Annotated in this window: 10 protein-coding genes; 5 read left to right on the top strand and 5 right to left on the bottom strand. The window is 61.6% G+C overall.

What is annotated here, in order from left to right:
- Positions 1–285 precede the first annotated feature (285 nt).
- Complete coding sequence (locus RTP54_RS28700) at positions 286–1182, bottom strand: GntR family transcriptional regulator (RefSeq protein ID WP_312367328.1); 897 nt, start codon at positions 1180–1182, stop codon at positions 286–288.
- On the opposite strand from RTP54_RS28700, the gene RTP54_RS28695 reads away from it, so the two are divergent.
- The 4 genes from RTP54_RS28695 (at position 1156) to RTP54_RS28680 (ending at position 5923) form a co-directional block, all read left to right on the top strand.
- Positions 1156–2136 carry a 4-hydroxythreonine-4-phosphate dehydrogenase PdxA gene (locus RTP54_RS28695; RefSeq protein WP_312367318.1) on the top strand — a complete coding sequence of 327 codons (981 nt, stop codon included), beginning with the start codon at positions 1156–1158 and terminating at the stop codon, positions 2134–2136. The two genes, RTP54_RS28700 and RTP54_RS28695, sit on opposite strands and share 27 nt — an antisense overlap.
- A 37-nt stretch (positions 2137–2173) precedes the next feature.
- A complete protein-coding gene (gene araD1 / locus RTP54_RS28690) occupies positions 2174–3163 on the top strand; it encodes an AraD1 family protein (protein WP_312367316.1) in 990 nt (329 codons plus the stop codon).
- Between the two features lie 59 nt (positions 3164–3222).
- Positions 3223–4392 (top strand): L-rhamnonate dehydratase, encoded by a 1170-nt coding sequence (locus tag RTP54_RS28685; RefSeq protein ID WP_312367314.1) that lies wholly within the window; start codon positions 3223–3225, stop codon positions 4390–4392.
- 97 nt (positions 4393–4489) lie between these two features.
- Positions 4490–5923, top strand: a complete 1434-nt coding sequence (locus RTP54_RS28680) for an aldehyde dehydrogenase family protein (RefSeq protein ID WP_312367312.1) — start codon at positions 4490–4492, stop codon at positions 5921–5923.
- 207 nt (positions 5924–6130) lie between these two features.
- Here RTP54_RS28680 and RTP54_RS28675 read toward each other — a convergent pair whose 3' ends face one another.
- Positions 6131–6526 carry a hypothetical protein gene (locus tag RTP54_RS28675; RefSeq protein ID WP_162703234.1) on the bottom strand — a complete coding sequence of 132 codons (396 nt, stop codon included), beginning with the start codon at positions 6524–6526 and terminating at the stop codon, positions 6131–6133.
- A gap of 115 nt (positions 6527–6641) precedes the next feature.
- Here RTP54_RS28675 and RTP54_RS28670 point away from each other — a divergent pair, with 115 nt between their 5' ends.
- On the top strand, positions 6642–7358 hold the full coding sequence (locus RTP54_RS28670) for a hypothetical protein (protein ID WP_312367310.1): 717 nt from the start codon (positions 6642–6644) through the stop codon (positions 7356–7358).
- A 100-nt stretch (positions 7359–7458) separates the two neighbouring features.
- Here the strand turns inward: RTP54_RS28670 and RTP54_RS28665 are convergent, their stop codons facing one another.
- The 3 genes from RTP54_RS28665 to RTP54_RS28655 are packed head-to-tail and all read right to left on the bottom strand — an operon-like array spanning position 7459 to position 10251.
- A complete protein-coding gene (locus RTP54_RS28665) occupies positions 7459–8517 on the bottom strand; it encodes a hypothetical protein (protein ID WP_312367309.1) in 1059 nt (352 codons plus the stop codon).
- A complete protein-coding gene (locus RTP54_RS28660) occupies positions 8514–9530 on the bottom strand; it encodes a hypothetical protein (protein ID WP_312367308.1) in 1017 nt (338 codons plus the stop codon). The genes RTP54_RS28665 and RTP54_RS28660 overlap by 4 nt, the downstream gene beginning before the upstream one ends.
- Positions 9511–10251, bottom strand: coding sequence for a hypothetical protein (locus tag RTP54_RS28655; protein ID WP_312367306.1), 741 nt, complete (start codon positions 10249–10251; stop codon positions 9511–9513). Before RTP54_RS28655 ends, RTP54_RS28660 begins: the two co-directional genes overlap by 20 nt.
- Between the last annotated feature and the right edge of the window lie 7 nt (positions 10252–10258).

The following is a 10258-nucleotide window of genomic DNA, read 5'->3' as shown; positions in this document are numbered from 1 at the left end:
CGATGCGACATCGCACGGCGACGGCAGCGCGGCGGCTTGACGGAGCCGCCGCACCCAAAACGTAAGTGAAGAGTTCCGGGAACCGCGAGGCGATCCCTGACCGGGCGTTGCATCGCCCGGTCAAAAGGCCGGGCTTACGTCTTCACGATCGGCCAGAACCGGCAGCTGGCACGAAGTCGATCGGTTCGTGCCAGCTGCTCAAAGCCTGGCCGACGACGAAGCATTGCGGCCACGGCATGCCGTGCGCTGCCGGATCCGCATCCGCGATGATCGCGACCCGCAGCGTCAGCTTCGTGGAAACAGAGTGTCGGTGATGTTCTTCTCCGCCTGGGCCATATGGGTTCGCAGTTCGCGTTCGACCCGATCGCCGTCGCGGGCAAGCAGGGCTTCGACGACAGCGTCGTGTTCTCCTAGCGCGCGTTGCCTGTTTGCCGCTTTCGTCGAGCAGACGTAGCGCGCCCGATACAGCCTGTCGTTCAGGGCCTTGTGGGTTTCGATCAGAACCTTGTTGCCGCTGGCGGCAACGATCGCGCGATGAAACGCGATGTTCGTTTCGAAATAATCGAGATGGGTCTGACCGTTGGCGGTGCGGCGCATATCCTCCTGCAGTCTTGCAATGGCAGCAAGGCTTTCGGCGGCGGCGACCGCGCAGGCGAGCCGGCCCGCGAGCCCTTCCAGCACGCCGATCACTCTGAGCATGTCGTGCAGCTCGTCCTCGCTCGGATTGGCAACGAAGTAGCGCCCGGTGCTCGACAGCGTAATCAGGCCTTCGAGAGCCAGGGCGCGAACCGCCTCCCTGATCGGTGTGCGGGAAGCGCCCAGAAGCGACGACAGCTCGCGCTCAGTCACCTGCTCCCCCGGGGGCAGGGCGCCCTGCACGATCATGCGCCGCAGTTCGCCGGTCGCCTGATCCGCCAAGAGATCGCGTTTGATTTTGTTGGGTGCCTCGAGGTTCAAGTTTTTCACCGGTTGTCGTTCTCGCTCGCGCGAACATATGTGATGCCCGCCGCCATTTACAGCCAAAACCTTTCCGAGAAGGTTGACCACCCGCAATTTTGGTATACCATAGGCCAAAATAGCAATTGAACGGATTTTGATGACATGAAGACGATCGCTTTGATCCAGGGGGACGCCGCCGGCATCGGGCCGGAACTGATGGTCAAGCTGCTGCGCCAGGATCATTTGAGGCAATCGGCAAACATCCTTGTTATCGGCGACCCGCGCCTGATGCGCAGCGGGGAGACCGTTGCAGGGGAAGAGCTCCCGGAGATCCGCTACATCGACGATATCGCCGAGCTCAACTTCGCGTCCGCACGAATCCATCACCTGAACATGTCTCGCGACGGCGTCGACGACGCCGTGTTCGGCAAGGCGTCTGCTGCGTGTGGCGCTGCCTGTATGGCCTGGCTGACGCGCGCCTATGAGCTTGCGGCCGATGGAACGATCGACGGCATCTGCTTTCTTCCCTTCAACAAGGAGGCCATGTACCTGGGCGGCAGCGAGCATGTCGACGAACTGAGCTATGCCCGCAGCTTCTTCAAGCTGCCGAACCGCCCGAGCGAGTTCAATGTCGCCAATGGGATGTGGAACGGCCGCGTGACCTCGCATGTCCCGATGAAGGAGGTCCCGGAGCTTCTGACCCACGAGCGTGTGCTGGAATCGATCGAGCTCACCGACGCGACGCTGAAAATGGCCGGCTACGACCGGCCCCGCATCGTGGTTGCCGCCTACAATCCGCATGCCGGCGACGGCGGCCTGCTCGGTGACGAGGAAATTCTCGTCATCGCTCCGGCGGTGGAGAGCGCCCGCGAAAAGCAGATCCTCGTTGCCGGCCCGATGCCGGCCGATACGCTCTGGCTGAAGGTGCGCGACGGGCATTACGACGCCGTCGTCACGATGTATCACGACCAGGGACAGATCGCGATCAAGCTCATGGGTTTCGAGAAAGGCGTCTCGGTTCTGGCCGGCCTGCCGGTCCCGATCACCACGCCCGCCCATGGCACCGCCTTCGATATCGCCGGCAAGAACCTTGCCAACGTGGTGCCGACGACCAATGCGGTGACGATGCTCGTCAACATGGCCGAGCGCCGCAATGCGGTCGCCGGGCTCGATCTCCAGGTCGGTCTTCTCGCCTAGTCGCCTTTTCTTCACTTCAACATCGGGATGATAAGCCATGAGGCTGATACAGTTTCTGTCTGAGGACGGCACGCGCCATGTGGGTGCGGTCGAACAGGACCACGTGCACAGGCTTGCGGATGTACAGAGCGTTCTGGCGCTCGCATCGCACGCGATCGCCGAGGGCGTCTCGCTCGAAGCGGCGGCTGAGGCGCACAGGACCACGCTGATCGAACCTTACGCGGCGGTGCGCAACGCCGGACGGCTGCTGACGCCGGTCGATCATCCCGACACCGCCCATGTGTTCGTGACCGGGACGGGGCTGACGCATCTCGGCAGCGCCGACGCGCGCGACGCGATGCATGCCAAGCTCAACGATGGCAGCACCGAGCTCTCGGACTCGATGAAGATCTTCAAGATGGGCGTCGAGGGTGGCAAGCCGCCCGCGGGTGAAATCGGCGTCCAGCCGGAATGGTTCTGGAAAGGCAACGGTTCGATCCTCAAGCCGTCGGGCGCACCGATGGAAAGCCCTGATTGGGCGCTCGACGTGGGTGAAGAGCCGGAGATCGCCGGTGTCTATCTGATCGGACCCGATGGCACGCCGTTCCGGTTGGGCTTTGCCCTTGCCAACGAAATGTCCGACCACGTGATGGAGCGCAGCAACTACCTGCTGCTTGCCCATTCAAAATTGCGGCAGTGCGCGCTGGGGCCTGAGCTTTTGCTGGGCGACTTGCCCGAGGATATCCGTGGAACCAGCCGGATCCATCGCGACGGAGCGGTTCTCTGGGAACGGCCATTCCTGTCGGGCGAGGCCAACATGACCCATGCGATCTCGAACCTGGAACATCACCACTTCAAGTATCCGCTGTTCTGCAATCCCGGCGATATCCACGTTCATGTCTTCGGGACGGCAACGATCAGCTTTGCCGATGGCGTCCGCCTGCGGGAGGGCGACGAGATGGAGATCGATTGCCCACAGTTCGGGCATCCCTTGCGCAATCCGGTTCGCGTCGCTGCGCCGCGCACCGTGAAGATCCGAACGCTCTGACCATAAAAGCCCGCCAACGGGCCCGGCCATTTCCCCCCTTCTGCTACGAGAACCGTGACATGAAAATCAAATCCGTCCGCGCCAAGATCTACCGCTGGACCGGCGACGTCGTCCCGCCACAGGCAAATTTCTGCACCAATGCCAGTGACATCCTCTACGAGAAGGGCGATGCGATGGCGTCGTTCCGCTTTCTGGAATGGCTCGTGGTCGAGGTTGAAACCGATACAGGCATTGTCGGCTACGGCAATGCCGCTCTCGCGCCACGGCTGGTGAAGGCGACGATCGACCAGTACCTGGCGCCGCTGGTCATCGGCGATAGCCCATGGGACTACGGCTACATCTTTGAAAAAATGTACCGAAAGACGCTTGCCTGGGGCCGCAAGGGCGTGGGCATCACCGCAATCTCGGCGATCGACATCGCCATCTGGGACATTCTCGGCAAGGCGAGCGGACAGCCGGTCTTCAAACTTCTGGGCGGGCGCATGAAGGAGAAGATCCCGGTCTACGCCTCCAAGCTCTATGCCGACAGTATCGAAAACATGCAGGCAGAGGCCCAGCGCTACGTCGACCAGGGCTATGCGATGATGAAGATGCGCTTCGGCTACGGGCCGAAGGACGGCGCGTTCGGCGTCAAGGAAAACCTGAAGCGCGTCGAGGCCGTGCGTGAAGTCATCGGCTACGACCGCGACCTGATGCTTGAATGTTTCATGGGTTGGACGCTCGAATACACCAAGCGCATGCTGCCAAAGCTTGAGCGGTTCGAGCCGCGCTGGCTGGAGGAGCCGGTCATTGCCGACGACATGCACGGTTATGCCGAGCTCAATGCCGGGCCTATTCCGATTTCAGGAGGCGAGCACGAATTCACGCTCTTCGGTTTCCGGCAGCTCCTGGACATGAAGGCCGTCAGCGTCATCCAGTACGACACCAACCGTGTCGGCGGCATCACCGCTGCCCAGAAGATCAACGCGCTTGCCGAGGCCTATCAGGTGCCGGTGGTGCCGCATGCCGGCCAGATGCACAATTTCCACCTGACCATGGCCAACACCAACTGCCCGATCGCCGAATACTTTCCGATCCATCCGGTCGAAATCGGTAACGAGCTCTTCTGGTACATCTTCGACGGCGAGCCGGATGCCATCGACGGGTGCATCGATCTCGACGACCACAAGCCCGGCCTCGGCCTGACGCTCAGCGAGAAGTATCTCGATCAGTTCGAGATCATCGAGTGATCGTAGGCGGATCGCCCCGGCCGGCGGCGATCCGCCAGCCTTGCCATTGCACAGGCAGATGACGCCGGACAGCACGGATATCCAGGAGGCCGCGGCCATGACATTGCACCAGAACCTGATTGCCGGCGAATGGGTCGGCGGTGATGGCGTTGCCAACATCAACCCGTCCGACACCAACGACGTGATCGGGGAGTATGCCCGCGCCTCTGCCGAGGATGCCAAGGCTGCGATCGCCGCGGCGAAGGCCGCCTTTCCCGCCTGGTCGCGCTCGGGCATTCTCGAGCGCCATGCGATCCTCAGAAAGACCGCCGACGAGATCCTGGCGCGCAAGGACGAGCTCGGGCGGCTTCTGTCGCGCGAGGAAGGCAAGACATTGGCCGAAGGCATCGGCGAGACCGTGCGCGCCGGCCAGATCTTCGATTTCTTCGCCGGCGAGGCGCTCAGGCTGGCCGGCGAGGTCATCCCCTCGGTGCGCCCTGGTATTGGCGTCGAGATCACCCGCGAGCCGGTCGGTGTCGTCGGCATCATCACGCCGTGGAATTTCCCGATCGCCATCCCCGCCTGGAAGATCGCGCCGGCGCTGTGCTACGGCAACACCGTCGTCTTCAAGCCGGCCGAACTGGTGCCGGGCTCATCCTGGGCGATCGTCGACATTCTCCATCGCGCCGGGTTGCCGAAGGGCGTGTTGAACCTGGTGATGGGCAAGGGTTCGGTCGTCGGCCAGGCGATGCTCGACAGCCCCGATATTCAGGCGATCACCTTCACCGGTTCGACCGGAACCGGCAAGCGCGTGGCGCTCGCCTCGGTCGAGCACAATCGCAAGTACCAGCTGGAAATGGGCGGCAAGAACCCGTTCGTGGTGCTCGACGATGCCGATCTGACCGTCGCCGTCGAAGCGGCCGTCAACTCCGCCTTCTTCTCCACCGGCCAGCGCTGCACCGCGTCGTCGCGCATCATCGTGACCGAAGGCATTCACGACCGCTTCGTTGCCGCGATGGGCGAGCGCATGAAGGGTCTTGTTATCGACGACGCGCTGAAGGCCGGTACTCACATTGGCCCGGTGGTCGACCAGAGCCAGCTCAACCAGGACACCGACTACATCGCCATTGGCAGACAGGAAGGCGCAAAACTCGCCTTTGGCGGCGAACGCGTGCAGCGCGACACGCCCGGCTTCTACCTGCAGCCGGCGCTGTTTACCGAGGCGAGCAACGCCATGCGCATCAGCCAAGAAGAGATCTTCGGACCGGTCGCCGCGGTGATCCGGGTGAAGGACTATGACGAGGCGCTCAGCGTGGCCAACGACACGCCGTTCGGACTGTCGTCGGGCATCGCCACCACCAGCCTGAAACATGCGACGCATTTCAAGCGCAACGCCGAGGCCGGCATGGTGATGGTCAACCTGCCGACCGCCGGCGTCGATTTCCACGTGCCCTTCGGCGGCCGCAAGGGCTCCTCGCACGGCTCGCGCGAGCAGGGCCGTTACGCCGCCGAATTCTACACAACCGTCAAGACGGCTTACACGCTCGCTTAAGCTTCTGGCGGTCGACCGTCGAAGTGGTCGACGGATGTCGAGGAAACCGGTATGGGCTTGTCGAAGGTTGCGTGCTATTCCGCCGCCCATGGCGGCAAGGTGCGGCTGGAAAGCCGCGAAGGTGCGGGGACCTCCGTCACACTCCGCCTTTCCATTGGTGTCTCATTCGTGCATTCCCAGCGTGAGGCCTTGCACGCGCGCGGCGCTCTAACCTGCCGGTGGCGCAGTGGTGCCGGCAGTTCCGACCAAACGAACCAGTATCTCCAGAACCTGTTTTCGCCTTTCCAGCGGCAGCGCATCGAGAAGGCCGCGCATCGGGTCGTCAGAAGTCTGACCCCGGAAGAGGTCCACGATCGCGCGTGCTGCGTCCAGCACCGGATCTTGTGTCGGTTGACGTTGGTCATCCGGGTGGGTCACGCTCTCGTCCCAGGGCCATCCGGTGCCCCTGACGAAATGAAGGCGCGCCATTTTGGCGACCGCCATTTCCCGGTTCTCGGTGACCTCGTAGACCTCGAACATGGTCAAACCCGTCTGACGCATGATGTCGGGAACGCTGATATGCATCGAGCGCAGTCGGCGCGCTTCGTCTTCGGCTTGCGTCATTTCAGTCTGTACTCCCCGTCTAACCTCTGAATTTCGCATCATTATCGCCTGAAATTTACTGAAAGGTCATTTAACGCCGATAGTCGTTTTGAAATCAGAGGTTGGGAACAGCGCAATGAAACGTATTTTGGCAAGGTTCGCGGCAGTGTCAGCGGTGGCGGCGGCCATGATGGCAAGCACAACGTCGCTCGCACACGCGGATGTGACTGCGCGCTACGGCGAATTGCAGGCGGTGCTCGACGCGATAAATGATCCCGATCCGTTGATGCGCCTGGCCCAGCTTGAAGAAATCCTGAAGAAGGGGGACGCGACGGAGGTCCAGCTCGCCATTCGAACAGCGTTCCAGGTTAGCGATCCCAACGTGCGTTCGCTTGCGCTACGCGCGCACTTCGCAAGCTTCAGAACGTTCATCATCACTGCCGAACTGCCGGAAGCGATGCAGGCGGTCTTGGATGGCAAGGACCAGGAGGCAATCAAGGACCTGTCCGGCAACAGACTCTACGGGTTCTTGAAAGACCAGGGCTTTCAATTCAGCCTGCAGTCGGAGTATCCCTCAAGCGAGGCGCTTGAATTTCAGGTGGCCTCCCGCAACGAGAATCCATCTGCTGACAATCAGAAGTCGTATTCCGGCACGGGCAATATTCGTGGTGGTCTGATCAACATCGTGACAAATGTCAAAAACGGCTTCGACACCAGAAATTGCAGTTTCGAATTGACCGATTACGAGGCATTCACCCTGGTTGGCCGAGGGACTTGCAATTTCGAGAACGGCTTCGAGTTTCCCGTGCGTCTTCACCTCTTCGACAACGAGACAAGCGCTGCCGGAAACTAGAGCATGGCGCGCAATAGTGCGCAGCGGCTTTACGATTGCGACATGCGGCACACCAAAAATTTAAAGTGTGCCGGCCAGATCTGAAAGGCCACGGCGCGCTTTATCGCCCGCTCTCCACGAGGTCCAGACCTTCGATCTCATAGGCGTCCGTCGACACCCCCGTCATGGTGACGCGCAGGCGCGTCGCGCGCCGGGGAGCCATGTTGCACGTCGTGTTTTCGACCAGCGCGCAACGGGCTCCTGGCAAGAAGCCGCTTTGATCCTTCTCCGTTTCGACGATGAGGAAGCCTTTTCCCGTCAGACCCTTGCCGCGGACATGAATGGCTTCAACGGTCGCCTGGCTCTCATTCGTAAACGTCAGCACAACTCTGTCCGGCGCGGGCGCTACCTTCAACGAGGACGTACCGGCAAGAAAGCCGCTGAGCCCGCTGCCACGCTCTGTGATCCGCCCGCGAACCAGAACAAGATCGTTGACGGAGGTGAGATCCGTCGATGGCTTGTCTTGCGGTTTCGCGACAAGCTTCTGCAGTTCGCCCGCGATGAGGTCGTAACGCATCGCAACGCCGATGCCTTCGTCGCTATCGACCTCGAACAGCATGGCGATTGGACGACCGTTGTGAGTTATGGTGCCGCCGCTCATGCCCTTCTGGAAACTGACGTTGGGGTCGACGCTCGAAACGGCGATGATGCCACCGCCCTTGTCGTCTCTGGAAACCGCGCGGACAGCGACCGCGATCGACTGCCGTTCCGTCTGGGTCGAAACGTCGAGCTGCGCCTGCTTCAGGCTATCGATGATCGGCTGGAGAGGCGTTGCTCTGACCCTGTCGCGACTGCATCCTCCCTTCGCGAGTTGCCCCCCGACAGTGATGAAAGCCAGGTCAAGATCCGGGTCCGTCGCCGCGACCGGCGAGTGCGTCGGATGAATTCGACCATAGCGGTCGATAAGGTCGGGTGGCGACAAGGCGCCGTCGGCTGTTTCCAGGACGTGGCGGGGCGTCACGACCCGGCATTGGCCTGCAGCGTCCAGAAACAGCCAGCCCTGTCCGAATGTATCGTCGCCCCGTGCCAGAAGAACCGTTTCGGCATTCGCAACGCCTGCCGGTCCCACGTGGAGGATACCAGCGAGGGCCAATAGGGCGGCTGTTACAGGCGATCTCATGCGCAGTCTCTCAATGCGGTGCCGTTATCGGGTATTTGTGAGGCAACAGGACTGGTTGCATCGGGTCTGGCAGCAGCGCCTTCATCCCGACCTGAAACAGCAAGTCCCACCAGATCGATTGTAATGGGCCAGAGAAGAACCAGAAGAATGAGCAAAATCTGCGCTGCGAGAATGGTCGGATCGTTGAGCACCTGAGCGAAAAGTCCGACCTCGATCCTGCTGGAGTTCGGTTGGGCGCCGGGCGTGGAGATCTGCAGTCTCGGTGTTTCCGTCGTGACGTGTACGGCAAGCCCGGGCTCGTCCGACAGAGCGACGTAGCCAAAAAGCGCGGTGAGTTCATCCGCAACCGGGTCCTCGGCCTGCAGCGCCTTCGTATTGGTCTCGATATATCCTCCGGAAGGAATGGCGAGCGGCTCGTCCGTCGCGGAATAGATCGCGCCACCGCGTCCAAACGGCCATAGATCGATCGTTCTGCCATAGGTTGCGAGACTGCCTTCCAGGAGAATCGGGCCCGGGCCGTCGCTGCGCATCGCGAACGCGGAGCCGATCTTGCCCGGCCCCCAGACCGGAAACCGGTTCGAGAGCAAAGACCCGCAACTCGCGTCGGCAAACAACACCACTTCCCCATCGAAGGGCGCCGCAGTGCCGCCATCGAGACGAAGCTCGCCCTTCCCATCGACCAGGATAACCAACCCCTGATTTTCGACGCGCTGATAGCTGACCCGCGACATTATGTCGGGCACCAGAGTACCTGAAGCGCATTGTTCGTCCCTGCTGCCATCTGGCCAGCTGCTGATCCTCAATCCGGCTGCGTAGATGAATGAAAGCTCAGGGTTGAAAACGCTGAATTCCATGTATTCGCTGCGCGCGTCGATCACGGCAAACGTTTGCGGCTTATGCACCAGGCTGAGGATTCCGAGGGCTGCAACGGAGAGCGCCATGGCCAGGAGAAAGGACGTCGCGACCCTGCCCCAGGAAATAGTGCTCAACCGGTCACTCCAGGTGGACGGCATAATCTTGTCCCGTGGATGTGCGTGTCAGGCCTTTGACTTCGACGCGCAGCCTGTAGCTGCCTTTGTAGGTGATTTTGGTGAGGGCGATGTTGCAGAGATGGGAGAAGGTCACCTTGGCTCCGTCAGCCGGTTTGCGGCACGTGACCTTCTCGAGATCGGTGCCGTCTCTGTCTGTCAGTGTGGCGCTGACCTTGCTCTGGCTGACGTTGACGTATGCGACCAGTTCTGCCCCTTTTTCGTCGCCGAAGAGGCCCGGCACATAGGTCTTTCCGGCCGTGTCATTGCAGGTCTCGGAAAAGGTGGCCAGCATCAGTAGCCCAGAGGGTGTGTAGGCCTGCAACTGCTCGCCGTACGCGGTCGGGATCGGCACCGCCGGCGGGGCGTTGAACGCGCCTGCGGAACGATACATGTTCGATGCCCAGTACCGCCCGTCGGCGGACGTGACCCGAACGCAGACAGAACTCGGCGGCTCCTTGGCATCACGCGTGTAAGAAAGCCGGACCTGGCTGAGATCGAGCTGGCCGAGGTCGGATCGATAGGCCAGGCCGGACAGGAACTGGCCGCTCACTTGCGCATTTCCAGCGAAGCGTTCCGTGAACTCGGGCTTGTTTGCCAGTTCAAGAACGGCACCCTGCTCACCAGCTCGCGCCGGCTCGCCGCTTAAAGTCGCCGCGGTGAGACAGGCCGCGACAAATCGAGCGATCTTGCCCGTTTTCAACATTCCAGAC

Origin of the sequence: Ensifer sp. (assembly GCF_031989085.1) — a bacterium.
GTDB lineage: Bacteria > Pseudomonadota > Alphaproteobacteria > Rhizobiales > Rhizobiaceae > Ensifer.
Note: the sequence above shows the minus strand (reverse complement) of the source record. Positions and strands in the feature narration are given on the sequence as shown.

What these genes read in the sequence shown, in the direction of transcription:
- araD1 (WP_312367316.1), top strand. Translation starts at nt 2,174, where the DNA reads ATGAGGCTGATACAGTTTCTGTCTGAGGACGGCACGCGCCATGTGGGT.
- RTP54_RS28665 (WP_312367309.1), bottom strand. Translation starts at nt 8,517, where the DNA reads ATGAGATCGCCTGTAACAGCCGCCCTATTGGCCCTCGCTGGTATCCTC.
- RTP54_RS28700 (WP_312367328.1), bottom strand. Translation starts at nt 1,182, where the DNA reads ATGATCCTGGCGCAGCAGCTTGACCATCAGTTCCGGCCCGATGCCGGC.
- RTP54_RS28695 (WP_312367318.1), top strand. Translation starts at nt 1,156, where the DNA reads ATGGTCAAGCTGCTGCGCCAGGATCATTTGAGGCAATCGGCAAACATC.
- RTP54_RS28675 (WP_162703234.1), bottom strand. Translation starts at nt 6,526, where the DNA reads ATGACGCAAGCCGAAGACGAAGCGCGCCGACTGCGCTCGATGCATATC.
- RTP54_RS28685 (WP_312367314.1), top strand. Translation starts at nt 3,223, where the DNA reads ATGAAAATCAAATCCGTCCGCGCCAAGATCTACCGCTGGACCGGCGAC.
- RTP54_RS28680 (WP_312367312.1), top strand. Translation starts at nt 4,490, where the DNA reads ATGACATTGCACCAGAACCTGATTGCCGGCGAATGGGTCGGCGGTGAT.
- RTP54_RS28655 (WP_312367306.1), bottom strand. Translation starts at nt 10,251, where the DNA reads ATGTTGAAAACGGGCAAGATCGCTCGATTTGTCGCGGCCTGTCTCACC.
- RTP54_RS28660 (WP_312367308.1), bottom strand. Translation starts at nt 9,530, where the DNA reads ATGCCGTCCACCTGGAGTGACCGGTTGAGCACTATTTCCTGGGGCAGG.
- RTP54_RS28670 (WP_312367310.1), top strand. Translation starts at nt 6,642, where the DNA reads ATGAAACGTATTTTGGCAAGGTTCGCGGCAGTGTCAGCGGTGGCGGCG.